The sequence below is a fragment of the Hymenobacter cellulosilyticus genome, from assembly GCF_022919215.1.
In the GTDB taxonomy this organism is placed as follows: domain Bacteria; phylum Bacteroidota; class Bacteroidia; order Cytophagales; family Hymenobacteraceae; genus Hymenobacter; species Hymenobacter cellulosilyticus.
In genome coordinates this window covers 998,019-1,021,406 of record NZ_CP095046.1, presented here as the reverse complement: position 1 = coordinate 1,021,406, position 23,388 = coordinate 998,019, and the positions used below count along the sequence as shown (strand labels likewise).

The window sequence follows — 23,388 nt, the reverse complement described above, 5'->3', positions numbered from 1 at the left end:
GGTTTTCAATAGGATGCCGACCTAGTTATGTCACCATACTGAGCAAACAGGCTAGAAATGCACTCAGTGAATAGGTTGAGCTTGGCGTTTTTTCAGCGTCGAAATCTAGCCTTAGCGCTACCAGGTGCCGTAAACTGAAGGAATCTTTCCTCCGACTCCCATGCCACTGCACCCCGAACTAGATAAGAAACTGAGCAAAACATACGAGCCGTCGGCCAGCATCAATGATGTGTTTAAAGGCTACGACATAACCTTCGTTACCAACGAGAATGGGGAGCCGATGACCCTGTTTTTTGGCAAGCGCCGCCCCGACGGCCTCATTGCCGGGGAGCGGTACACGCGCACCATCAAGCGGGAGCCCGACGGCCTAGCCGTTAAATCAAGCCACTGGGATTTACGCGGCAAAATAATGCGCTAAGACCGGCATCGGCTGCTACAGGCCGCTATTTACTGGTTTTCGAGGCCGGTTGGTCAACGTCTTTATTGAGTCGGTAGCTGAGCAGTGCGTTCAGGCTCCAGCTTGCCACGTGCTGGCCGGCAAAGATCTGGCCGGCATACAAGCGGCTGTTGAGCTGCGCGCCGAAACGGCCATGAGCTAAACCCACCTCCAGGTAGGGCAGCAGGGTGCCACGGAAACCGCCCAGAAAGTTCTGCGTGTACCCCCCGTACGTCAGCTCCGACTTCGGATTCAAGAAGCTGTTGATTTCGTAGCCGGCCCCATACAGTAGCTGCAGCTTGGTGCCGAGGGGCGCAAAGCCCCGCAGTCCGATTTGCAGATTTACTACGGTGCCCCGCCAGACAAAGCTGCCCGGCTGCGCCCCGTTCTGGCTGAGCGTGCGGAAGCTGACCGGCTTGGTACGCCCAAACCGTGAGGCCAGCAGCGCCGCGTGCAGCGCCAGCCGCCGCCCCCACTGATAACATCCACGTACCCCCGGCTTGCGCGTGTACCTTACCATCGGCATCAAGGCCCGTGAAGTCGGCAACGTCTCTGGCTTCCCCACTGAACAGTACCGAGTTGTAGCGGGCTCCGGTTAGAATTCCGGCCCGAACGGCCACCCGGCCGGCAGCCAATTTCTGATCCGCCGTTTCCCGGCCCAACTGGCGCGTGGCCGAGCATTCCCGGTTGTAGGCCTGCACCACCGTTTTTAGGCCTTCAGCCGTGAATGGAGCCTTGGCCGCAGCTGTGGTAGCAACTTTGCAGTCCCCGAAATACTGGAGCAGTTGGCCCTGATAGTTATTGGCGTCGGCAATGACCCGCACTCCGTCCTGAACCTTGATGTAGTTACGCTCGGTCATTTCAATGTAGGGCTGCGCTTCGCGGCGTACAAAAAAGTGGTGAACATTACTTAAAGTAACGCTCAGCAGGGAGGCCGGGCCTTCTACCAGCACGTCGGCCAGCACCTGTTCGGGCTTTTGGTAGCTGCGCGCGTTATTGGGCAAGTGGCTTACATCTGTGGTGGCGCTACGGTCCAGGGGAGCAGTTCAAGTCGCAGATGCCGGCCGCTGACCAGTCCCAGGCCCCGTAGCTGCAGCGCCGAATACGTGATAAGCTCCACCGTGGGTGCGCTACGGAAACGCACGGAGGCAGGTGGGTCTTCCCAGAAGGCATTTTCCACTTCGCCCCGTAGCGTGTCGCCGCTGCTGAGCACCACGTAGCCGGGCTCAATGGTTTGCGCCTGCAGGCGGAAGCAGGCCGAGAATACTGAAAACAGGAGGAGATAAGGACGCATTCGGACCGGATAGTTTCCGTAAATGACGAGCTTTTGCGGGGAAAATTCGGGCGGCAATTCACTCCGCAAAAGAAAATTGTGGGCCGCCATACGCTGAGCTGCCAGGGTTTAGTTATATAGCCTCACTCCTATTCTACTCGACCCCGTATGACTCATTTTTCTTCCTTTGCAGCACTTCTTCTGGTTTTGGGCGGGCTTGGTGCCTGTCAGTCGGTGCCCTCCACTTCGGCCGTGCCGCGGCAGGTGCGCAGCGTGGGCTACGGCAGCGTAACGGTGTACCCCGACTATGCCGAGCTGACCGTAGACGCGGCCTTTACCCGGCCCAAGCTCAAGGATGCTGTGGCCGAAGTACAGGGCGTAGTCGACCAGGTGCTGACCTTGTCCAAGCGGTATGCGCCGGGCCCCAATGATGTGCGGGTGAGCAGCACGTCGTCCAATAAGGAGTTCACCTACGTGCGCGGCAAAGAGGTCTTTGCGGGCTTCAACTCCACCCAGTCGGTAACGGTGCGCATCACGGACCTGAAGCGGCTGACGCCATACCTGGAAGAGCTGCTCTCTACCCGCATCAGCCGCATCAAGGACCTGAGCTATGGGCACACCCGGGCCGACAGCCTGCGCCGCGAGGCCGACGTGCTGGCCTTGCTCGACGCGACCAAAACGGCCGACAAGATGTGCGCTGCCCTCAAGGTGAAGCGGGGCGAGGTGCTGGAAGCCTCTGACTCGTCGAGTCCCGAAAGCAGCTCCGGCGGCTATGGGCAGTCGGCTGATATTGAGCTTTATGGCAAGGGCTTTGGGGCCGCGGCTTCAAAACTACCCCCGAGTTGCTGCACTTCAACAGCACCTGCACCCTGGCCTCGGCCCTGGAATAAGCTTCGATGCTGGCCGGGGTAATGAGGTTGGCTTTGCTGGCGGCTTATTGGTCAGGACGAAACGGGGCCGAATTCTAATCCAGGGAAACAACCGGGCGGCGTGGGCTGTTTTAGAGCCTTACATCGAAATCAATGCCTGAACATAGCTCCCGAATACCCGTTTCCATTCTCGATTTAGCGGCCATTACCGAGGGCTCCACGCCCGCCGATACCTTCCGCAACAGCCTGGACCTGGCCCGGCACGCTGAGCAGTGGGGCTACATCCGCTACTGGCTGGCCGAGCACCACAACATGGCCAGTATTGCCAGCTCCGCTACGGCCGTGCTTATTGGGCACATTGCCGGCGGCACATCTACCATCCGGGTAGGTTCGGGAGGCATTATGCTGCCCAACCATGCTCCCCTGGTAGTCGCCGAGCAGTTTGGAACCCTGGCTTCCCTCTACCCTGGCCGCATCGACCTGGGCTTGGGCCGTGCCCCGGGCACCGACCAGGTTACGGCCCAGGCCCTGCGGCGCGACCGGCTCGGGGCCGGCACCGAGTTTCCGCAGCAGGTGCAGGAATTGCAGCAGTATTTATCGGCTGAAAATCGGGTGAACAAGGTGCGGGCCGTGCCCGGCGAAGGACTGGATATTCCTATCTGGCTGCTGGGCTCTAGCACCTACAGTGCCCAGCTGGCGGGTATGTTGGGTTTGCCTTTTGCCTTTGCCAGTCACTTCGCCCCTACGCACTTGCAGGCAGCTTTGCAGTTATACCGTTCTTCGTTCCAGCCTTCTGAGCACCTCGAGAAGCCCTATGCCGCGGCCTGCGTCAACGTTATCCTGGCTGACACCGACGAGCAAGCTCAGCAGCTGGCTACGTCCTTTCACCAGTTTGCCCTGAACATCATCCGCGGCACTTCCCGGCCTCTGCAGGCCCCGGTACCCAGTATGGATGGCCTGTGGAGTGAGTTGGAAGAAGAAGCCGTAAGCCACATGATGGCCTACTCGTTTATTGGCTCCCCCGCCACGGTACAGAAGCAGCTGCAGTATTTCCTGGGTGCCACCCAGGTCGATGAGCTACTGGCTGTAGCCCACATCTACGACCACGCGGCCCGCCTGCGCTCCTACGAGCTGCTGGCCGAAATTAGCAAGTGGTAAGCTCAGCCGCGGGCCATAAAACACTGAGGCTGGTAGCAAAACAGGCGAGGTGCTTATCCGAAAACTTCCGGTAAGCGCCTCGCCTGTTTTGCTTGAGGAAAATTTACCCCAGCAACTCCTCAATATCCTCCTTGGTCAGGCTCTTGATAATGGCCTCGTCAGTGGTAATCAGGTCCGTGACCAGCTGAATTTTCTTGTTCTGCAGGGCCAGGATTTTCTCCTCCACCGTGTTCTTGGTGATGAACTTGTAGGTGAACACCGTGCGCTGCTGCCCGATTCGGTGGGCGCGGTCTACGGCCTGGGCTTCTACGGCGGGGTTCCACCAGGGGTCCAGGATGAAGACGTAGTCGGCGGCGGTGAGGTTGAGGCCTACTCCCCCGGCCTTGAGCGAAATCAGGAACACGCGCAGCTCCTCGGTTTCCTGGAAGCGGATGACTTCCTTGTGCCGGTCCCGGGTGTTGCCGTCAAGGTAGGCGTACTCCACCTGTTTCTCGTCGAGCGAAGCCCGTACAATGTCGAGGTGCTTTACAAACTGGCTGAAAACCAAAACCTTGTGCCCCTCAGATACCACGCTGCGAATCATGCGAATCACCTCCCGCAGCTTGCCCGACTCATGCTCGTAGTCCTCGTGGGCCATGCGCGGGTGGTTGGCAATCTGGCGCAGCTTGGTTAGGCCCTGCAAGAGCATAAACTGCGTGCCGGCCGTGCCGTGCTCCTCAATGTTCTTAAGGATCTTATTGCGGTAGTAGCTTTTGGTTTCCTCGTAGCACTGGGCCTGCTCCTCGGTCATGGGGCAGTAGCTCAGGTGCTCAATCTTGGAAGGCAACTCCTTAGCCACCTGGGCTTTATGGCGCCGCAGAATGAAAGGCTTAATCAGCGCGTGGAGCTTACGGGTGCGCACCTCGTCCTTGCCTTTCTCGATGGGCTTGAGAAACTCCTTGCGGAAGAACGTCTGGGAGCCCAGCAAGCCGGGGTTGATAAACGACATCTGGGACCACAGGTCCATGGTGCTGTTTTCGACCGGCGTACCGGTCAAAATCAGGCGGTGCCGGGAGCGTAAGCCGCGCACAGCCTGCGACGTAGTTGAGCTAGGGTTCTTAATGGCCTGCGACTCGTCCAGAATCACATAGTCGAAACCGTAGGAGCGCAGCAGCTCCGCATCCAGCCGCACAATGCCGTAGCTGGTCAGAATTACGTCATAGTCGGCAAACTGCTCCACGTTTTTGTCGCGGTAGGTGCCGGTATACGTCAGGATGCGCAGGCCGGGCGTAAACTTGGTGGCCTCGCTCAGCCAGTTATACACCAACGAAGTCGGCATCACTAAGAGCGAAGCCGCCCCGTTCGACTCACCGCTTTCCTTGCGCTGCAGCAGTAAAGCCAGGGTCTGCACCGTTTTGCCCAGACCCATATCATCGGCCAGGCAGCCCCGAAGTGGTAGTCCTTCACGAAGTGCAGCCAGTTGTAGCCCGCCTTCTGATATGGCCGCAGCTCCCTTGAAAGCCAACCGGCATGGGCTGGTCTTCCACCGTTTCGAAGCCCCGCAGGCGCTCCAGCTTCCGACTCATGGTCACGGTAGCCAGGTTGCCGTTCTGCAGATCCGACACCAAAGCCAAGTGGTGCTTGCGCAGGGTCAGCGTATGGTGGTGCTCCTCGGCAAAGGCAAACAGCTCGAGGTACTGGGTAAACCACTCCTCTGGAATAATGGCAATCTGCCCGTTGGGCAAACGGAACTCGTGGCGCCGGCCCAGGATGTAGGGCCGCAGCTTGATAAAGGGAATTTCAAACTCGCCGAAGCTGACTGTGCCGTGCACGTCAAACCAGTCGTTGCCTTCCGTAATGCCCACCTGCACCGTAACGGCACCGATGAAGTAGTCTTTACTGGAAGAAGTGCCTTGCTGCACTGTGAAGCCCATACGGGCCAGCTCTTCGGCGTGGCTGTGGAGCCAGCGGAAAGCCGTGGCTTTTTCCAGCACGGCCCGGCCGTTGCGCACTTCCAAAGCCCGGTCGGCCAGCTCCCGGATGATTTCCTGCTCCCGGTCCAGGTTGCGAATCAGGCGGTGGAAAATGTAGGAGTCTTCGTTTTTCTCCAGCTTCACGCACACCCGCTTGTCGTAGCTGTTGTGCACAGTATGGTCGCCGTAACGGAACGACAAGTCGAAGTGAATATGCTCGGATGGGGCGGCAATAACGGCTGTAGCAGAGTCGCTGGCGCTGCTGTTGCGGCGCATGGCGGCGGGGCGGCCCCGGTCCTCGTCGGCCACCAGCGTGACGCCGGGCACGTCCGAGAACGTGAGCTGGGGCCGGGCCACGTAGCGCTCCGAGCGGATGTCGAAGCCCCGGGCATGCACGTCGAACGACTCAACCAGGGGCGCCACAAAGCGCTGGAAGTAGCTGTCCTCGACCTGCCGGGGAATAACGATGAATTTCTTGTTGAGGAAAGGCTGCAACTTCTTGCCATCCACGTCGTTGCGGAAGTTGTGCAGCATGTCGTTGAGCAGCATCCAGGCCGGCTGGAAGCACACCATCACGGCATTCTTAAACTGGAAGTCGAGCTTCTGCCCTTGGTACTGTATGGTAGGGAAGTAATGGGTGCTGTCCTCGTTGCGGCGAAAGTGGAACAAAACCGAAGCCGGCTCCGGGGCCACCCCGATTTCCTTCCAGGTCGGCTCCCCGTCTTTGCCCATAATAAAGACGAACTTGCCCTGCAGCCGCTCCAGAATCTGACCCATGCGGTCTTGCACGTAGCGGCAAATAGCTTCTTGCAGACCTTTGTCACCCTTTTCCGGGTCGTAAATCTTGAAGAAGAAGTCGGCGGGCGTGGTTTTTTTCGCCCAGAACTCTTTAATCACCGCATCCTGCTGGATTTGGTCGGTGAGGGCAATCAGTTCAAAGTCGGTTTCATCGAGGCCATCCGCAAATTCCGGCGCGTTCTTGGCTGAGACTGTCTGATGCTGAAGCGTGAGTTGGCCTTTGGCGTTACGCTGAACCACGTAAGACTCAAATAGATAGCCTAGATACTCGTGCTCAAGTAACGAATAGACAATCTGAAAAGGCTGTGAAGTTGAAACCTTCATAGTCGGATGGGAAGCCTGAATAAGGCATTGAATTTAAGGACAAATCCTAAAAATCATGGGATTTAAAGAAAAGTAAAATTTATTATTGAAATAGTGAAAATAATAAGACAGAGATATTCAATTTAGGTGATGAATGGGGCTAATGAGTAGATGAACTACTATAGTAACCGCGAAAGGGTTACAAGTTCTCCCGCAAATCCAACCGGGCCGCGTTCAGGGCCGGGCGAATCGAAACCGTGATGGTGATGACGATGATAGCAATGCCGGTAAGTACAATATCGGAGAGCTGCATCTTCACTGGGTATGAGTCGACTACGCTCGTAGCCATGCCCATAGATACAATATGGAAGGTCTGCTGGGCCCAGCAAATGGCAATACCCAGCGTCAGGCCAGTAATGGCGCCCACCTGGGCCACAATAGCGCCTTCGAGCAGAAAGATGTTGCGCACCGTACGGCTGGTAGCCCCCATAGCCAGCAGAATGGCTACGTCTTTCTTCTTATCAAGCACCAGCATCGAGAGCGAGAAGAAGATGTTGAGCGAGGCAATCAGCAGGATGAAGGCGAAGGTGATAAACACGAACATCTTTTCGACCTTGATGGCTTTGAGCAGACTCACATGTTGCTCGTCGGAGTCGTGGACGTGGAAGCCATTGCCGAGCACTCGCTGCAGGTCCTGCTTAACCTCTTCAATGGTGCGGCTGGCGCCCACTTTCACTTCCAGGGCCGTGCGGCGGTTGCCGTAGTTGAGCAGCTTCTGGGCAAAGTCGATGGGCACGAAGATGTAGCTGTCGTCGATGTGCTGCTCGATAAGGAAGACGCCACCGGCAATAATGGTTTGCTGGCTGAAGGCCGTTTCCGGGTTCATCGACAGGGTTTTCTTGCCCGTGTTACGCGGATAGAGTAGGTGCAGGGGGGCAAAGCGGTTGTCGAGGGCAATGCTGAGTTCGTGCTGCACGCCGGCCCCGAGCAGGGCGTAGTTTTCGCCGTTGCGCACCAGGCGGTGGTCGCCTTCCACGATGGCCGAGTCGATGTCGCTCTGGGCAAAGTAATTCTCGCTCACGCCCTTCATCTTGACCACCATCTGCCGGTCGTGGTACTGCAGCAAGGCGTTGTCTTCAATTACTTCGGTAAGCAAGCCCACGCCCACGGTGCTGCGGATGCGCTGCATCAGGGCCTCATTGGTGGCGAAGGATTTGCCCTGGACGGCGGTAATGAGCAGGTCCGGGTCCGACTTGCCGTAGAGCGTGCGCACCAAGTCCTCCAGCCCGTTGAAGACGGAAAGCACGATAATCAGGGCCATGGTACCCACGGCCACCCCCACCATCGAGATGTTGGAGATGATGCTGATGATGTTGCGCTTATTCTTAGACGAGAAATAACGCCGGGCGATGAGCAAGGATACGTTCATGCAGGGCGCTTTTTAGGGTTGGAGGAAAAAGAAGGTCGGCAGCACGAAGCACTTGTACGAAAAGGGCCGCAGAAAGCCGCGTTTACCGATTATACTCTGTTTAATTAGCAGGCAAGTTAAGGTGCTCCCCGCAATTCTGCCTAACTAATAGTCAAGCTTCCCTGCGGCTGAGTCTAAGCTATTTCCAAGCCTTTACAATCAGGCCCGTACCCGAGTCGTGCTTGGCCGTGGAGTCAATCCAGTTCAGGAGCAGGCAGAAGGGGAAGGTGATGAGGTAATAGAACGGCAGCAAGATGAAAAACCACTTCGACATGCCCAGCATTAGGATGGGGTATTTCATGCTCAGGCGCCACGATACCTGGCCCGGCTCGCCGTAGCTGTAGCGGGCCTCAATCCGCTCGAAACCGGCGGTGCGCAGCTTCTGCTGAATCTCGTGAATGTTGTAGCCGTCGCGCACGTGCTCCTCGATGAAGCTGGTTTCGCCGTCGGCGTGCACGTCGGAGCCGCCCTGGTCACTAGGGGTCGAAATCAGCAGCATGCCGCCGTCCTTGAGCGAGGCGTGAATGTTGCGAAACACTTCCACATCTTCCAGAATGTGCTCCATTACGTCGACCGACAAAGCCAGGTCAAACGAGTTAGGCTCCTGGTAGAGCACCAAATCCTGCACGGCAAACTGCACGTTGGTACGCCCGATCTGGCGGAAAAACTGGTTGGAGTCGGCAATCTGCTCGTCCTTTACGTCGACGGCCAGAATGTTCCACTTCTTACTTAGGCCCGACAGCCAGTAGGTGTACTGTCCGTAGCCCGAGCCGGCGTCGAGAATGGTCAGGTTCTCATCCTGGCGGCCGGCAGCCCACTGCCGCAGCTCCCGGTGCACGTGCCAGGTGCGGAGCAGCAGCAAGTCGAGCAGGGTGTAAAACAAGCGGCGCAGCCACGGAGTACGGTTGAATACCTGGCCCAGTGACTTCTTAATCGGGTCGTAATACAAGGGGGAAAATCGTGAGATGGTGAGAAGTGAGATAGTGAGGTGGTGAACTGGTGAGTTTGCTGTTCGATTGGCGCTATACTGCGCAGATAGAACGTCAAATCACCAGTTCACCACCTCACCATTTCGCCTATTCGTCTTCGTCGGCGAACAGCTTGGGCCGGGCGGGACCTTTGCCGTCGGTGGTTTTGGGGTCGGAGCTGTCCTCGGGCGTTTCGGCCGGGATGTCGAGCTTACCCAGCACGGCATCCATGTGGGCGGCGTACTCGGCGCTGTCGTCGAGGAAGAAGACCAGCTCGGGGATAATGCGCACTTGCTTCCGAATACGCTTGGCCAAGGCCTGACGAATTTCTTTGCTATTGTCGCGCACCAGTTCGAGCAGGGCCGGGCCGGTGTTGGCCAGCAGGCTGCTCAGGTAAATGCGGGCCACGCCCAAATCGGGTGAAACCCGAATGGTGCTGATACCCGGCGGCAGGCCAGGAAACAGGTGCGGTAAGTCGCGTTGAAAGACGGCTGCCAGGTCCTGCTGCAGGAGGCTGGCAAACTTTTGCTGTCGTTTACTTTCCATAAGAATCAGCAAAGATAGGGAGTTGGGAAGTCAGGAACTTAGCTACTTGGGTTTTCCCCGATAATTACGGCTACGGCCCAAGGGCAGCCGGCGGTTTAAAGCCCAGGCGGGGAAAGCCAATGACGGGCCGCGGGGCTTGGCCCGGATGCGCGTACCTTTGCCTGCCCTTGTCTTCGAGCACCTTAGAATTTCGCTCCCGCTTTGCTTCGTTTCTTTAAAAGTCCGCTCCCGACGCGCCTGGTGGCCCTACTGCTGCTGGTGCTGGCCCTGCGCCTGCCGCTGCTCTGGCTGGGCATTCCGCTTACGGCCGCCGAGCTGCGGGCCCTGCTCATTGGCGAACGGCTCAATGAAGGCGCCCTGCTCTACCGCGACATCTACGACAGCACCGCCCCGCTGTCGGCCCTGCTTTTCGGCGCCTTGGATGCGGCCTTGGGCCGGCCGCTCTGGCTGTACCGGATTCTGGCCCTGGTGCTGCTGCTGTTTCAGGCCCTGCGCCTCAACCTGGTGCTCAACCGCGCCGACGTGCACCCCGACCGGGGCTTCGTGGCGGCCCTCACCTACCTGCTGCTTGCCAGCCTTACCACCGACCTCGATACCCTGTCGCCGCTGCTTATCGGGCACACCTTCATCATTGCGGCCCTGAGTGCCCTGCTGCCGACCTCCCGGGAAGGCTACGACAACCGCCGCCTGTTCCGGGCGGGCTTTCTAATTGGGGTAGCGGCTTTGTGTTACCTGCCGCTGGCGCTGTTTCTGCTAGTGGGGCTGTTTGCCGTTATCATCTTTGCGGCCAACTCGTTCCGGAGCTTTTTGCTGCTGGTCTGCGGGTTTCTGTTTCCCTACGCGGCGGCCGGCACCTTCTTTCTCTACACCGAGTCCTTGCCCAACTTCTCGCAGTTTCACCTCAAGCCCGTGTTGAGCGGACTGGTGGCCGGCACAGACGGGATACCCCTGTTTGTGCAGCTCCGCCTGCTCATTCTGCCCGGTATTGTGCTGGTACTGGCTTTGTTCCGCTCGTTTACCACTTCTCTGGGCCTCGTGTTCCAGGTTAAGTTTCAGCAACTGATGCTGGTGTGGCTGGTGGTGGCCGTGGCCATGGGGGCCGCCGGCCGGGGCATGGCGCCGGGCACGTTGGTGCTGGTTTTGCCGCCCATCACCTATTTCTGCCTGTATTTATGGCAAAAGGCGTCCCGAACCTGGGTGCCCGAGCTGCTGCTGCTGTTGCTTATTGGGGCCGTAGTGCTGGTGCGCTACCGTACCACGCTGAGCCTGGAAGCCGTGATTCAGATTCCGGCTGAGCAGCGCTACGCCGTGCAGCCCAATCCTGCTTACGCCGCCCTGCAGGGCCACCGCCTGCTGGTGCTGGGCCCCGACCGGCGCTCTTACGTGCAGAACCGCCTGGCTACTCCTTACCTCGACTGGCGTTTGGCCCAGGTAGATTTCGGCCATCTGAATGAGTATAGCGCCGTGTTCCGCTTAGCCCACAACTTCGCCAGCCTGCCCCCAGAGTATATCATCGACGAAGCCGGCCTCGTACCCGAGCTGCAATACAAGGTGCCCGCCGTTTTTAGCCGCTACCAGCTGACCAAAATTCCGAAAGTGTACCAGCGGAAGTAAAGCCAGCCTCTGAAACGTAGCATCCTAAAGCAAGAAGCCCTTTCCCGTCGCAACGGGAAAGGGCTTCTTGGTATTAAGGGAGGTCCTGCGCCGCCGAGGATAACCTCCTGCGCGCTGCGGCCAGTATCTTAAGCCTAGCAGTCGATCTTGCTGACGCGGTTTTGGTGCCGACCTCCTTCGAAGGCGGTGTTTAAGAACCTGCTCACAATATCTCGGGCAGCTTCCTCGGTCACAAACCGCTCGGGCACGCAGATAATATTGGCGTTGTTGTGCTGCCGGGCCAGCTCGGCCAGCTCGGGCTGCCAGGCAATAGCGGCCCGGATGCCCTTGTGCTTGTTGGCCGTAATGGCCACTCCATTGGCCGAGCCGCACACCAAAATGCCCTGCTCAAACTCGCCGGCGGTAATGGCTTCGGCTACCGGATGCACAAAGTCCGGATAATCCACCGAATCAGCCGAATAAGTGCCGAAGTCCTTTACCTCGTAGCCGTTGTCGCGCAGCCAGTGGGTCAGCATTTCCTTGTAAGCAAAGCCGGCGTGGTCGGAACCGATGGCAAGTTTCATCTTTAATGAGCTAGTGAAAATGAGTGTGCTGCTGAAGCAATCTGTGGCACCTTAGCTGACGCCGTTATTCTCGGCCAGCTGGGCATTCAGGGCTGCCGTTCGGCCACGGGCTACGACGCGGGCAATGTTGATGCTCAGCTCGTAGAGAATCAGAATCGGGATGGTCACGATAATCTGGGCCGAAATGTCCGGGGGCGTAATAACGGCGGCAATAACCAGGATGACTACAATGGCGTGCTTGCGGTACAGGCGCATGATTTCGGGCGTAATCAAACCGGCTTTGGCCAGGAAGAACACTATCATGGGCAGCTCAAACACGAAGGCCGTGGAAATGGACATCGTGGTGAGCGTGCTCAGGTAGCTCTGCATGTCAATCTGGTTTTCGATGGTCGGATCGACGGTGTACGAAGCCAGAAAGTTGATGCTCAGCGGGGCCGCAATGTAGTAGCCAAACATGAGGCCCAGGGCAAACAGCACCGACACGAAGAACACCGCCCCCTGGGAGTTTTTCTGCTCGTGCGGGTACAGTCCGGGCTTGATAAAGCGCCAGATTTCCCAGAATGTGTACGGGAAGGCCAGCACAATGCCCACCATAAACGAGGTGCTGATGTGCATCGTCAGCTGCCCGCTCATCTCCCGGTTCTGGATGATAAAGCCCACTTTATCCATGCACAGATCCGGCGCCCCAATCCACTGCCCAAACCGGCAGAACATGCGGTAGGTCCAGAAATCGGCGCGGGACGGGCCCAGCAACAGGTCGTGGAACAGGAAGTCTTTGTTGAAAAACGCTATGGTAGCAAAAACGACAATCGAGATGGCCGAGCGGATAATGTGCCACCGCAAGGCCTCCAGATGGTCGATGAAGGACATTTCGTGCACTTCACCCAGATTGGGTTGGTCAGTATTCAAGGGAACAAGTGAAATGGTGAGATGGTGAAATGGTGAGTTGTCGTGCAGACAAATACCGGTGGAGAAACAAACGAAAAACCCCGGTAACAAGATGCTTGTTGCCGGAGGACGGTGAAAAACTCACCAGTTCACCATCTCACCATTTCACAGTTAAGCAAACAGCGGGTATTGCTGCATCCACTCATTGATCTGGCCGCGCACTTTCAGCAAGTGGGCCTCGTCGGTGTGGTGCATCAGCACGTCGTCGATAAACTCCACGATGCGGGTCATATCAGCCTCGCGCAGACCGCGGGTCGTCACGGCGGCCGAGCCGATGCGCATGCCGCTGGTCACGAAGGGCGACTTGTCGTCGAAGGGCACCATGTTTTTATTGATGGTGATATCGGCCTTGATGAGGGTGTTTTCGGCCAGCTTGCCGGTCAGGCCCTTGCTGCGCAGGTCGATAAGCATCAGGTGGTTGTCGGTACCGCCGCTGATAATCTGGTAGCCGCGGTCCATGAAGCCTTTGGCCAGGGCCTGGGCGTTGCGAATTACCTGCTGGGTGTACTCGGTGTAGGCGTCTGAGAGGCACTCACCGAAAGCCACAGCCTTGGCGCCGATAACGTGCTCCAAGGGGCCGCCCTGGGTACCGGGGAATACGCCCGAGTCGAGCAGGGCCGACATCATGCGCAGCTCACCTTTCGGTGTTTTCAGGCCGAAGGGGTTTTCGAAGTCCTTGCCCAGCATGATGAGGCCGCCACGGGGGCCGCGCAGCGTCTTGTGGGTGGTAGTAGTTACGATGTGGCAGTGCTCGAAGGGCGAGTTGAGCAAGCCCTTGGCAATCAGACCCGAGGGGTGGGAAATATCAGCCAGCAGTAAGGCGCCTACCTCGTCGGCGGCTTCGCGCAGGGCTTTGTAGTCCCAGTCGCGGGAATAGGCCGAGGCTCCGCAGATGATGAGCTTGGGCTGCTCGCGGCGGGCAGTTTCCTTTACTTTTTCCCAGTCAATCAGGCCGGTTTCGGGCTCCACGCCATAGAAGGAAGGCTTGTAGAGCTTGCCCGAGAAGTTTACGGGTGAGCCGTGGGTCAGGTGACCACCGTGGCTCAGGTCGAAGCCCAGGATTTTGTCGCCGGGGTTCAGGATGGCCAGCATTACGGCCGCGTTGGCCTGGGCACCAGAGTGCGGCTGCACGTTTACCCACTCTACACCAAACAGTTCCTTGGCGCGGTCAATGGCCAGCTGCTCTACTTGGTCCACGATTTCGCAGCCGCCGTAGTAGCGCTTGCCGGGCAGGCCCTCGGCGTACTTGTTGGTGAGGATGGAGCCCTGCGCCCGCATCACTTGCTCCGAAACGTAGTTTTCCGAGGCAATCAGTTCAATTCCGTGGGTCTGACGTTCCTTTTCCTGGCGGATGAGGTCGAACAGGACCGTGTCCTGGGCAATGGGGCAGTGCGAGTTTCCATAGGTTCAAAGGTACGGGTGAATCGATTATCAGAGAACACCTGGCCGCCAACAATCGGCGGCGGGCTGCTTGGCGGTGCGAACTTACGAGAGCCGGCGTAGTAATGCCGAGTTCGGCTTTTTGTCCGGCTTCTCTCGTATTGTCATCCGTTAGTTGTTACTTGAAGCATGAACCAGCCTCTGGCCGAAGCCCTGACCCATCTGCGGATGGGCAATCAGTCGTTTCTGATTACGTTTTACGAAGAGCAGCGGGACCATTTTGCCCGTTGGGCCCGCCGCCAGCACCAGCTTGAGCCCGCCGCGGCCCACGAGCTGCTGCGCAGCGTGCTGGTTGACTTTTACGACCAGGTAATCGATGGCCGGGTAACCAAGCTGCCACCCGATCTGCGCAACTACCTCTACGGCATGGCCCAGGAGCATATTCAGGCCCAGAAAACCACCGCCGAGCTGCCTAAAGTGGAAGCCGGCCGCCGCCAGCAGCTGCTCCGGGTATTCACCCAGCTCGGCACCGACTGTCAGCAGGTGCTTATGTACTTCTACTTCCGGGGCTACAACTTCGAGAAAGTAGCCGGCAAGATGGGCTTCGCCAACGCTACCGTAGCCCGCCTGCAGAAAGCTAATTGCCTGCGCAAACTCATTGAGCTGCGCGCCCGGGCCATTGAGGAAGATGGCGCCTCGGCTGCCACCGTCTGATTCTGCGTAGCTTAGTGCCCTGCTATTGTTATTTCCTCTGCTTCTCTTTCGAATAAACCTGCATGATGTCGCCCGCTGAGCTGCGCCCGTTTTTGGATGAGCTGGAACGCTTTGCCGATGGCCAAATGACGACTGTCGAGCAGGACGCCTTTGAGGAGCGCCTGCAGCACGACCCGGTTCTGCGGGAAGCCTACCAGGCGTTTGAGCAGGTAACGGCCGACCTGCGCTGGGTGGCCGGCCACGAAACTTTGCGCCACCGCCTGCTTTCCCTCGACCGTCGCCTCGACCAGCGGCAGACGGCTTTGGTGCGCATCAAGCGGCGGCAGCGCCGGGCCCAAACCCGCTGGGGCACCGTCTTCACCGTTCTGGTAGTGGTGCTGCTCGGGCTCTGGTTTTTGCTGCGGCCCGGCAGCCGGCACACCGATAATGCCTGGAGCACCTATTACGTAGCCGACCCCGGCCTGCCGCCGTCAGCTACCGAGGATGAGCCCCGCCCCTGTTGGCCGAAGCCATGGAGCAGTACCGGCAGGGGCATTACCCGGCCGCCCTGCACGCCTTGCGCCGCGTACCCACCGACAACCTTGGGGCCGACACCATGCTGTATTACAACGGCATTTTCCTGCTTAGCCAGGGCGACGGTCGGGCGGCCCGGCCCTACCTGCGCCGCGTGCTTCAGCAGCCGGGCTCGGCACTGTCGCGCAAGGCCCGATACCATTTGGCTGTGGCGCACTGGGCGGCCAAGCAGTGGCCCGAGGCCCGGGCTACCTTCCGCGAAGTAGCCGTGGACTCGCTCAACCCCTACCGCCGGGCTGCCCAGAAGGTGCTGCGCAACGACGTGCTGCGGGAAGAAGAGTAAGCCGGGTAGCAGAGCCGCTTAGCGGTGCATAATAAAGTACGGCGGCTCGATATTGGGCTGCAGCGTGAGCTTAAACGAATCCAGCTCCAGCACAGCTAGGTGGGAAAGCTCGGGGTTGTGCCGGTACACGCAGCCCGCATCCAGTCCAATTGAGCCCAGCCTCTTTTTTACCTGGTGCTTCACCTGAGCCGTCGGGGTGGGCACATGCCCGTGCAGCAGCCGGCGGCCCTGCAATCGGGAAGCATCGAAGGTGAACTGCTTGATGTTGAGCATCGTGTGCCAGTCGGTGCGCATCTTCTCGGGGGCAAACGAAAATCGTAGCCGGCGTGCACCAGCGTAAAGCCCGGTATATCTAGCTCGTAAGGCAGCGTTTCCAGCCACGCCAAGTAGGGTTCAGGAATGGCCGTGCAATCTGTTATATCGAAGCTCTTGAGCGTCATGCTCCGGTCGGCCTGGGAAGCCCAGGACAGGTGCGTCCGACCCCGGGCCGCGTCGAGTAGTTCCTGGTCGTGGTTGCCGCGCAGGCACTGCACCTGGTAACCGCGCCGGGGCAGATCCATCAGGTAGTCGAGCACCCCGCGGCTGTCGGGGCCTTTGTTCACGTAGTCGCCCAGCAGGTAGAGCTCATCAGCCGGCTGTAAATCGAGTACTTTCTCTATCAGATGCCGGAAGGTGTGCAGACAACCGTGAATATCAGTAGTGACGTAGCGGGCCATATAAGATAATTGATCTGCCCGGAAAGTAGACTCGGATGCTACTATACGAAGCCGCTAGGCCCAGCGGTTTGCCGGCCGCACTTCTCCCCGCTTTCAGGCTCTTGCTTCAGTTCTTTTTATCGGCTGCCTATATAGAACACACAAGCGCCCGGCCTCCGATATGTAGTCGGAAACTGGGCGCTTGGTACTCATACTGATTATCAGACAAACCTAGCTATACGGAGGCTTGTCGAGGTCGGGCTTTTCGAGGTTGCGGTTGGGGTGGCGCTGGGGCGCGTCCTGGGCTTCCTGCGCCAGGCGCTCTTCCGTCTCGTCGTCCCGCAGATTTACGGGCAGGTCGCCAGTGCCTTTGGGCAGCTCACTCTGGGTAGGGCTGCCGTGGTTTTCCTTGGACTGATGGTTGGTGTTATTGCTCTTGTAAGGCATGGCGTTCTTCTGGTTTCAGGGTGAAAGACAATGCAATAGAAAAAACAAACCAACAAACAGCGGGGCGGCCACGTGGCTAGCCGCCGCCCCGCTGCCTTATTGGTCAATAGCCGTATCGGTGGCGTTGGGGTCGGTTAGCTCGGCGTTGGTCTGGGTGGAAGCACCGACCTTGGACGGGTCGGGCTGAATCTGTTCCATCTGGCCCATGCCCACGCGGGAGTTGGGGTTCTGCATTTCGTCGCGGCCGGGGCGCTGGTCGTCAGCTTCCAGCTCATCGATGGGCGGTGCTACGCGGCGCTCATCCATGTCCTCTTCCGAGGGCAGGTCCTGGTTGGGACGCTGGTCGGCGCCCTGGTCGGCCAGCAGCATGTTGTCGGGCACGTGGCCGGGCTTGTCGGCGTCTTCATTTACCGAAACAGCCGTGATGCCCGAGCCACTGTCGGTACCGAAGCCTTCTTTGCCGTCGCGGTTGCCGAAGCCCCCGCGGGCCGCTTCATTTTTCGGTGGGTCAGCGTCCGGAATAATGTGGCCGGCTTCAAACTCCTCGTTGGTCGTGTCTTCGTTTATCACCCGCACAGGGCGGTTATTTGGATCAATAGCCATGGGGGTCGGTTGTGGGTTAGGTTGATAGGGTGGTAGAGAAGTGTACTAGGTTTTTTTGAATAGGGTTTTGCTAGGTGCTAGGGCAAACCGGTGTAAACTGCGGCCGCTATGACAAATTCCGCCTTCCCCGCCCCCATTCGCGACTTAAGCAGCCTACAAGCCGCCCTTGCCGCAGGCCAGCTTGGTCACTACCTCTACTTCTGGGGCCACACCGCCAAGGCCGACAGCCTGGGCAAGGAGTGCTTCAGCCAGTGGTACCCGGCTGCTTTCGAGCTGGATGGGTACGTGTACCCCACTGCCGAGCATTATATGATGGCCGAAAAAGCCCGCCTGTTTCAGGACGAAGCCACCCGGGCCGCTATTATCACGGCCAAGCACCCTAATGATGCCAAAAAGCTGGGCCGCCAGATCAAAAACTTTGACGAAGCCGCCTGGCTGGCCGCCCGCTTCGCCATTGTTGTGCGCGGCAACCTGGCCAAGTTCAGCCAGCACCCCGAGCTGCGAAAGTTTCTGGTTGGCACAGGTAGTCAGATTCTGGTAGAAGCCAGCCCTGTGGATACCATCTGGGGTATCGGCCTGGTCCAGGACCACCCCGCTGCCGCCGACCCCAGCACCTGGCGCGGACTCAACCTGCTGGGCTTTGCCCTGATGGAAGTGCGCGACCAGCTTGCCGACTAAACCCCTAAAACAACCGCCATGTGGACCGAACACGACAACAGCCTGACTCGCCGCTTTCAGTTTGCGGACTTCAAAACCGCCTGGGCCTTTATGACCGAAGTAGCCGCCGAAGCCGAGCGCCTCGACCATCACCCCTGGTGGGCCAATGAGTACAGCTGGGTCGAGTTCCGCCTCCGTACCCACGACGCGGGCAACACCGTCACCAAACGGGACCACCGACTAGCCGACGCTATTGATGCTGTAGCCGCTCGGTACGGGGTGGCGTAAGCTGCTGCATTCATAGGCAGGGTAACCGGTAAGATGAAGCAGGGTACCGCCGTGAAGCTATGAGTAGCTGCGAGATTGACTTTAACTGGGCCGTAGCCAGTAGCGCCTGCGCCTGCTACCTTTGCCCTTATGTCTGACTCGTCTGAAACGCCTACTGTTCTGTACCTCGTGCCCACGCCCATCGGCAACCTGGAGGATATTACCCTGCGGGCCATCCGGATTCTGGGCGAGGTGGATGTGGTGCTGGCCGAGGATACCCGCACCAGCGGCCGGCTCATGCAGCATCTGGGGTTGAAAAAGCCTATGCTCAGCTACCACCTGCACAACGAGCACCAGACCGTGCAGCGCGTGCTCGACCGGCTCGAAAAAGGCGAGAAAATGGCCCTGGTATCGGATGCCGGCACCCCCGGAATTTCTGACCCCGGCTTTTTGTTGGTGCGCGAGTGCCTGGCCAAGGGCCTGAAGGTGGAATGCCTGCCCGGGGCCACGGCCTTCGTGCCAGCCTTGCTCAAGTCGGGCTTCGGAGCCGAGCGGTTCACCTTCGAAGGTTTTTTGCCCGTGAAGAAAGGCCGCCAGACCCGCATCCGGGAACTGCAGCAGGAAACCCGCACCATGATTTTTTACGAGTCGCCCCACCGCATCGTCAAGACGCTGGAGCAGCTTTCGGAAGCTTTCGGGCCCGAGCGGCTGGGCTCCGTGAGCCGGGAGCTCACCAAGTTATTCGAAGAAACCGTGAACGGGACGCTGGCCGAGCTGGCCGCTGACTTCGCGGGCCGTCAGACCATTAAAGGAGAAATCGTTGTCGTCATTCAAGGAAATCGGGAATAGTACGTGGGGCCGGCCGGCTTGGCCCTGCTCACCGCGGCATTGTTGTGGACGGGCTGGCCGGTGCATCCGGCCCCGTTGGCCCTGTTGCTGCTCATTGCCTGGGTGCCGTATCTGCGCATGGAGCAGGTGTTGGTGCAGCAGGGCAGCAGCGGCTGGAAGGTATTTCGCTACACCTACCTCACGCTGGTGCTCTGGAACCTGTTTGTGACCTACTGGGTGAGCTACAGCACGGTGGGCGGCGGCGTTACGGCCGTGGTGCTCAACTCTTTGCTGATGTGCCTGCCCACCATGGCCTTCTACCACACCAAGCGGCTGGCCGGCCCGGTGCTGGGCTACATTTCCCTGCCCATCTACTGGATTGCCTTCGAGCAGCTCCACCTGCACTGGGACTTCACCTGGCCCTGGCTGACGCTCGGCAACGGATTTGCCCAGGCCAATGAGCTGATTCAGTGGTACGAGTACACCGGCTTCCTCGGCGGCTCCCTCTGGATGTGGGTAGTCAATATCTTGGTGTTCAAGGCCTTGTTTGGGCTGGGTTCCAAGTCCGAAACGGCCCGGCCAGCCGCGCCCCTGCGCCGCTGGGCTGCACCCGTGCTGGCTACCGTGTTGCCCATCGGCCTGTCCTTCCTGATTGGGGAAACCTACCAGGAAAAAGGTAAGCAGGTAGAAGTGCTGGTCATTCAGCCCAACGTGGACCCCTTTCAGGAAAAGTTTGAGGGCACGGCCAACTTCATTTCCTACGAAGAGCAGCTCACCCGCCTGATTCAGCTCACCGAAAAGCAACTCACCCCCAGACCCGCCTGGTGCTTTGGCCCGAAACGGCCCTGGATGAGCCGTACTGGGAGTCCAACTTCGAAACCTACCCCAAGGTGCAGCGGGTGCGCCAGTTTCTGAGTTTGCACCCCGGCGTAGAGCTCATCACCGGGGTGACCAGCGTGGTGGCCTACCCCAGCAAGGAAACGGCCAGTGAAACGGCCCGCTTCCGCGACGACCTGGGCTACTACGACTTCTTCAACACGGCCGTGCACTTCCCCAGCGCCACGGGCAAGGCTAGCTTCTACCATAAGTCGCGCTTGGTGCCGGGCGTGGAAGGCGTGCCCAACTGGGTGAAGGCTGCTACCATCGACCTGGGCGGCACGGCCGGCGGGCTGGGCAGCCAGAAGGAGCGCACCGTGTACCGCATGGCCGCCGCCGACTCCACCTTGCGCGTGGCCCCGGTCATCTGCTACGAGTCGGTGTACGGCGACTTTGTCAACCAATATATTAAGAACGGAGCCACGCTTATCGGCATTATCACGAACGACGGGTGGTGGAGCGACTCGCCCGGCCACAACCAGCATTTGCAGTACGCCACGCTGCGCGCCATCGAGACCCGCCGTGACATTGCCCGCTCCGCCAACACCGGTATTTCCGCCTTCATTGACCAGAAAGGCCGTATTCGCAGCCAAACTGGTTGGTGGGTGCAAACGGGCCGCCGCTTTCCCGTGCAGCTCAACGAGGAGCTGACTTTCTACGTGCGCCACGGCGAGCTGCTGGGTCCCGGCATGCAGGTGCTGGCCGTGCTGCTGCTCGTTGGTACGCTGGTAATGAGCCTGAACCGCCGCTTCGGCACTCAGCCCGTAGCCGCCGAGCCCGTTGCCCGCCCGGCATGAGAAAAGGTGCCCTGGTGCCCCGGCCTACCACGGAAGTAGTGCGGCTGATGATTCATGACGATGGTGCCAACGGCGTGTACCTGTTCGGCTTCGATACGCTCCAGGACACCGCCGGGCAGTGGGATGAGTGCTACGAAACAGTGGAGGAGGCCGAAGCTGCCGCTGCGCACCAGTACCACGTTGGGCCCGGCTCCTGGCAGCCCCTGCCGGATATAGCCGAGCACTGCCAGCAGGACTGGATTGCGCCAGTACGTGTGCAAGGCCGGGCGGAAGGCAGCCCGCAGTGGGGACAATTTGAACGGCTTATTGCCGGTCATTGGGTAGCTTTCCGGCCCGAATAACCGTTATTGACCTCATGGAACTCGTGCCTTCGTGGCTGCTGCCGCTGATTTTCTACACCATCATGTTGTGGTTTTACCGCATGACGGAAGGCAAAACCGTGATGGGCAAGCCACGCCAGAACGGGGATGAGGCCTGGCGGGCCACCAATGGCCGCACCCTGCGCCGCATCATCATCATCGTGACTGTGGTGTATACAGCCCTGCTGTTGCTGCAATACCGCCCCTCGCTTTAATCCGCAACCCGGTGCCTGTGCCGAAGTATTCTTTCTCATGACCGATTTTTCCCAACTCAGCCTCGGCCTAGCCGAGGTGTGCCGCCGTGCCGGCCAGTTTATTCACCAGGAAGCCACCTCCTTCGACCGAAGCCGCGTGGAAACCAAGGGGTTGCACGACATGGTGTCGTACGTCGACCAGGAAGCGGAGCGCCTGCTCGTGGCCGGACTCCGGGAATTGCTGCCCGAGGCCGGCTTTATCACCGAGGAAGGCACCACTGGCGGCAACAGCCTGGCTACCACCACCGATACCGAGTACACTTGGATTATCGACCCGCTTGACGGCACCACCAACTTCATTCACGGCCTGCCCTGCTACTGCGTAAGCGTGGGCCTGCTCCACAATGGGGAGCTGGCGGCCGGCGTGGTATATGAAGTAACCCGCGACGAAACCTTCCGGGCCGTGCGCGGCGGTGGGGCCTTCTGCAACGACCGGCCCATCCGCGTCTCCGACGCCGCCACTCTGGGTCAGAGCCTGATTGCCACTGGCTTCCCTTACACCAAGTTCGGCCAGCTCGACGACTACTTGCAGATTCTGGGTGCCTTTATGCAGCGCACCCACGGCGTGCGCCGCGTGGGCTCAGCCGCCGCCGACCTGGCCTGGGTAGCTGCCGGCCGCTTCGAAGGCTTCTTCGAGTTCAACCTTAACTCCTACGACGTGGCGGCTGGCATCCTGCTCGTGCGCGAAGCCGGCGGCAAAGTCACCCAGTTCCTGGAAGACGGCGACCCGCTTTTCGGCCGCCAGGTGGTAGCCAGCAACGGCCACGTGCATGCCGAAATGCAGCAAACCATTGGGCAGTTCTGGAAGTAGGCTGTCGTCGGTAGGCTAACCTAACCCATGGGTCATTGCGAGGCGTTAGCCGAAGCAATCCGTCCTCTAAAATGTGCTGAGCCTTGTAAAGTGAAAAGCCCTAACACCTGAGCAGGCTTTAGGGCTTTCTGGTAAAAGGACGTCTGGCACTAGTAGAGGACGGATTGCTTCGTTCCTCGCAATGACAATACACTCCCCATTTAGCTCCAGCAGCACGTCATCCTTAAACTTTTCCCCGCTCGTCGTAGTTTTGTGGACGTTATGATACTGCAATACACCATCATTGTCCTGCTTTTTCTGGCGGCCACGTTCTACGTGGGCCGGATCTTCTGGCGGGCCTTCTTCGTGAAAACGGCCAGCGGCTGCGCCAAGGGCTGCGGCGGTGCCTGCAGTACTATCGATGTGGACCGCCTGCAGCGAACCATCGAAACGGCTGCGGCCCGGGCGGCGGCCAAGTAGGCCCGCTTAGCCGTTTTTAACTTCGGACAACCTGCCCCCGTGCCCGCTGCGTATAGCGGGCACGGGGGCTTTGTTTTTAACCCTCCTATTTTTATTCCTAAACACTGCCCTGCCAACCCGAACCCCTACGACCATGCAAGACAAAGAAGAAGAACGCTCGCTGATAAATGTTGAGAAAAAGCTGAGCTCCGACGGCTTTACCGAAGACTTCACTGTGCGGGAAGGCCGGCTGTGCTCGTTCAACTCGGAAAATAAGAAAACCTACGGCCCCGAAGACGTAACCATCGTCGACTTCTACCGCTTCGAAGGCGAAAGTGACCCGGATGATATGTCGATTCTTTACGCTTTGGAAACCAATGATGGTCTGAAAGGCACGATTTCGTCGGCCTTTGGTACCTATGCTGATTCCGATTCGCTGGAGTTCTTCAAGCAAGTAGAAGACCTAGGCAAAAATTTGAAAAAGGCCCACAAATAGGCTTTTAAGCTCAA

The 23,388-nt window shown here is 59.0% G+C and carries 29 protein-coding genes and 1 pseudogene; 16 read left to right on the top strand and 14 right to left on the bottom strand.

Annotation, left to right across the window (positions count from 1 at the left end; genetic code table 11):
- The first annotated feature begins 160 nt into the window (after positions 1-160).
- A complete protein-coding gene (locus tag MUN79_RS05070) occupies positions 161-418 on the top strand; it encodes a hypothetical protein (RefSeq protein WP_244676691.1) in 258 nt (85 codons plus the stop codon).
- 25 nt (positions 419-443) lie between these two features.
- Here the strand turns inward: MUN79_RS05070 and MUN79_RS05065 are convergent, their stop codons facing one another.
- The gene (locus tag MUN79_RS05065) at positions 444-956 is read right to left on the bottom strand and encodes a hypothetical protein (RefSeq protein ID WP_244676690.1); all 513 of its coding nucleotides are present in this window, start codon (positions 954-956) and stop codon (positions 444-446) included.
- 489 nt (positions 957-1,445) lie between these two features.
- Positions 1,446-1,730 carry a hypothetical protein gene (locus tag MUN79_RS05060; protein ID WP_244676689.1) on the bottom strand — a complete coding sequence of 95 codons (285 nt, stop codon included), beginning with the start codon at positions 1,728-1,730 and terminating at the stop codon, positions 1,446-1,448.
- Between the two features lie 213 nt (positions 1,731-1,943).
- On the opposite strand from MUN79_RS05060, the gene MUN79_RS05055 reads away from it, so the two are divergent.
- Positions 1,944-2,621: an SIMPL domain-containing protein gene (locus tag MUN79_RS05055; RefSeq protein WP_244676688.1), complete on the top strand. Its 678-nt coding sequence runs from the start codon at positions 1,944-1,946 to the stop codon at positions 2,619-2,621.
- A gap of 110 nt (positions 2,622-2,731) precedes the next feature.
- Positions 2,732-3,736: an LLM class flavin-dependent oxidoreductase gene (locus tag MUN79_RS05050; protein WP_244676687.1), complete on the top strand. Its 1,005-nt coding sequence runs from the start codon at positions 2,732-2,734 to the stop codon at positions 3,734-3,736.
- A gap of 103 nt (positions 3,737-3,839) precedes the next feature.
- On the opposite strand, the pseudogene MUN79_RS05045 reads toward MUN79_RS05050, so the two are convergent.
- The 4 genes and pseudogenes from MUN79_RS05045 to MUN79_RS05030 form a co-directional block, all read right to left on the bottom strand.
- Positions 3,840-6,810 (bottom strand): annotated as a pseudogene (locus MUN79_RS05045) (DEAD/DEAH box helicase).
- Between the two features lie 178 nt (positions 6,811-6,988).
- A complete protein-coding gene (locus MUN79_RS05040) occupies positions 6,989-8,218 on the bottom strand; it encodes an FtsX-like permease family protein (protein WP_244676686.1) in 1,230 nt (409 codons plus the stop codon).
- A gap of 178 nt (positions 8,219-8,396) precedes the next feature.
- Positions 8,397-9,206, bottom strand: coding sequence for a class I SAM-dependent methyltransferase (locus tag MUN79_RS05035; RefSeq protein WP_244676685.1), 810 nt, complete (start codon positions 9,204-9,206; stop codon positions 8,397-8,399).
- A 127-nt stretch (positions 9,207-9,333) separates the two neighbouring features.
- Positions 9,334-9,771, bottom strand: a complete 438-nt coding sequence (locus MUN79_RS05030; protein WP_244676684.1) for a ribosome-binding factor A — start codon at positions 9,769-9,771, stop codon at positions 9,334-9,336.
- Between the two features lie 201 nt (positions 9,772-9,972).
- On the opposite strand from MUN79_RS05030, the gene MUN79_RS05025 reads away from it, so the two are divergent.
- Complete coding sequence (locus MUN79_RS05025; protein WP_244676683.1) at positions 9,973-11,385, top strand: hypothetical protein; 1,413 nt, start codon at positions 9,973-9,975, stop codon at positions 11,383-11,385.
- A gap of 134 nt (positions 11,386-11,519) precedes the next feature.
- On the opposite strand, the gene rpiB is transcribed toward MUN79_RS05025, so the two are convergent.
- From rpiB to glyA, 3 genes are all read right to left on the bottom strand, one after another.
- Positions 11,520-11,948 carry a ribose 5-phosphate isomerase B gene (gene rpiB, locus MUN79_RS05020; protein WP_244676682.1) on the bottom strand — a complete coding sequence of 143 codons (429 nt, stop codon included), beginning with the start codon at positions 11,946-11,948 and terminating at the stop codon, positions 11,520-11,522.
- A gap of 51 nt (positions 11,949-11,999) precedes the next feature.
- Positions 12,000-12,857 (bottom strand): twin-arginine translocase subunit TatC, encoded by an 858-nt coding sequence (tatC, locus tag MUN79_RS05015; RefSeq protein ID WP_244676681.1) that lies wholly within the window; start codon positions 12,855-12,857, stop codon positions 12,000-12,002.
- Between the two features lie 150 nt (positions 12,858-13,007).
- Positions 13,008-14,279, bottom strand: coding sequence for a serine hydroxymethyltransferase (gene glyA / locus MUN79_RS05010; RefSeq protein ID WP_311136750.1), 1,272 nt, complete (start codon positions 14,277-14,279; stop codon positions 13,008-13,010).
- Positions 14,280-14,465: 186 nt separating this feature from the next.
- On the opposite strand from glyA, the gene MUN79_RS05005 reads away from it, so the two are divergent.
- Entirely contained in the window at positions 14,466-14,990 is a 525-nt protein-coding gene (locus tag MUN79_RS05005) for a hypothetical protein (protein WP_244676680.1), read from the top strand.
- Positions 14,991-15,001: 11 nt separating this feature from the next.
- Here MUN79_RS05005 and MUN79_RS05000 read toward each other — a convergent pair whose 3' ends face one another.
- Entirely contained in the window at positions 15,002-15,409 is a 408-nt protein-coding gene (locus MUN79_RS05000; RefSeq protein ID WP_244676679.1) for a hypothetical protein, read from the bottom strand.
- A gap of 80 nt (positions 15,410-15,489) precedes the next feature.
- Between MUN79_RS05000 and MUN79_RS04995 the strand changes: the two genes are divergently transcribed.
- Positions 15,490-15,846, top strand: a complete 357-nt coding sequence (locus tag MUN79_RS04995; protein WP_244676678.1) for a tetratricopeptide repeat protein — start codon at positions 15,490-15,492, stop codon at positions 15,844-15,846.
- Between the two features lie 18 nt (positions 15,847-15,864).
- On the opposite strand, the gene MUN79_RS04990 is transcribed toward MUN79_RS04995, so the two are convergent.
- From MUN79_RS04990 to MUN79_RS04975, 4 genes are all read right to left on the bottom strand, one after another.
- Positions 15,865-16,050, bottom strand: a complete 186-nt coding sequence (locus MUN79_RS04990) for a hypothetical protein (RefSeq protein WP_244676677.1) — start codon at positions 16,048-16,050, stop codon at positions 15,865-15,867.
- Positions 16,026-16,562 carry a metallophosphoesterase family protein gene (locus tag MUN79_RS04985; protein WP_244676676.1) on the bottom strand — a complete coding sequence of 179 codons (537 nt, stop codon included), beginning with the start codon at positions 16,560-16,562 and terminating at the stop codon, positions 16,026-16,028. Before MUN79_RS04985 ends, MUN79_RS04990 begins: the two co-directional genes overlap by 25 nt.
- Before the next feature lie 210 nt (positions 16,563-16,772).
- Positions 16,773-16,988 (bottom strand): hypothetical protein, encoded by a 216-nt coding sequence (locus tag MUN79_RS04980; protein ID WP_244676675.1) that lies wholly within the window; start codon positions 16,986-16,988, stop codon positions 16,773-16,775.
- Between the two features lie 96 nt (positions 16,989-17,084).
- Positions 17,085-17,591 (bottom strand): hypothetical protein, encoded by a 507-nt coding sequence (locus tag MUN79_RS04975; RefSeq protein ID WP_244676674.1) that lies wholly within the window; start codon positions 17,589-17,591, stop codon positions 17,085-17,087.
- 108 nt (positions 17,592-17,699) lie between these two features.
- Here MUN79_RS04975 and ybiA point away from each other — a divergent pair, with 108 nt between their 5' ends.
- The 10 genes from ybiA (at position 17,700) to MUN79_RS04925 (ending at position 23,374) form a co-directional block, all read left to right on the top strand.
- A complete protein-coding gene (ybiA, locus tag MUN79_RS04970) occupies positions 17,700-18,269 on the top strand; it encodes a riboflavin biosynthesis intermediates N-glycosidase (RefSeq protein ID WP_244676673.1) in 570 nt (189 codons plus the stop codon).
- Between the two features lie 18 nt (positions 18,270-18,287).
- Complete coding sequence (locus MUN79_RS04965; RefSeq protein WP_244676672.1) at positions 18,288-18,536, top strand: 4a-hydroxytetrahydrobiopterin dehydratase; 249 nt, start codon at positions 18,288-18,290, stop codon at positions 18,534-18,536.
- A gap of 129 nt (positions 18,537-18,665) precedes the next feature.
- A complete protein-coding gene (rsmI, locus tag MUN79_RS04960) occupies positions 18,666-19,364 on the top strand; it encodes a 16S rRNA (cytidine(1402)-2'-O)-methyltransferase (protein ID WP_244676671.1) in 699 nt (232 codons plus the stop codon).
- A gap of 3 nt (positions 19,365-19,367) precedes the next feature.
- Positions 19,368-20,258: a hypothetical protein gene (locus MUN79_RS04955; protein WP_244676670.1), complete on the top strand. Its 891-nt coding sequence runs from the start codon at positions 19,368-19,370 to the stop codon at positions 20,256-20,258.
- Positions 20,168-21,016 carry an apolipoprotein N-acyltransferase gene (gene lnt, locus MUN79_RS04950; protein ID WP_244676669.1) on the top strand — a complete coding sequence of 283 codons (849 nt, stop codon included), beginning with the start codon at positions 20,168-20,170 and terminating at the stop codon, positions 21,014-21,016. Before MUN79_RS04955 ends, lnt begins: the two co-directional genes overlap by 91 nt.
- The gene (locus MUN79_RS04945) at positions 21,013-21,357 is read left to right on the top strand and encodes a hypothetical protein (RefSeq protein ID WP_244676668.1); all 345 of its coding nucleotides are present in this window, start codon (positions 21,013-21,015) and stop codon (positions 21,355-21,357) included. Before lnt ends, MUN79_RS04945 begins: the two co-directional genes overlap by 4 nt.
- 14 nt (positions 21,358-21,371) lie before the next feature.
- Complete coding sequence (locus MUN79_RS04940) at positions 21,372-21,590, top strand: hypothetical protein (RefSeq protein WP_244676667.1); 219 nt, start codon at positions 21,372-21,374, stop codon at positions 21,588-21,590.
- A gap of 37 nt (positions 21,591-21,627) precedes the next feature.
- Positions 21,628-22,440, top strand: a complete 813-nt coding sequence (locus MUN79_RS04935) for an inositol monophosphatase family protein (RefSeq protein WP_244676666.1) — start codon at positions 21,628-21,630, stop codon at positions 22,438-22,440.
- Positions 22,441-22,701: 261 nt separating this feature from the next.
- Entirely contained in the window at positions 22,702-22,899 is a 198-nt protein-coding gene (locus MUN79_RS04930; protein WP_244676665.1) for a FeoB-associated Cys-rich membrane protein, read from the top strand.
- Positions 22,900-23,032: 133 nt separating this feature from the next.
- Positions 23,033-23,374, top strand: coding sequence for a hypothetical protein (locus MUN79_RS04925; RefSeq protein WP_244676664.1), 342 nt, complete (start codon positions 23,033-23,035; stop codon positions 23,372-23,374).
- Positions 23,375-23,388: the final 14 nt, after the last annotated feature.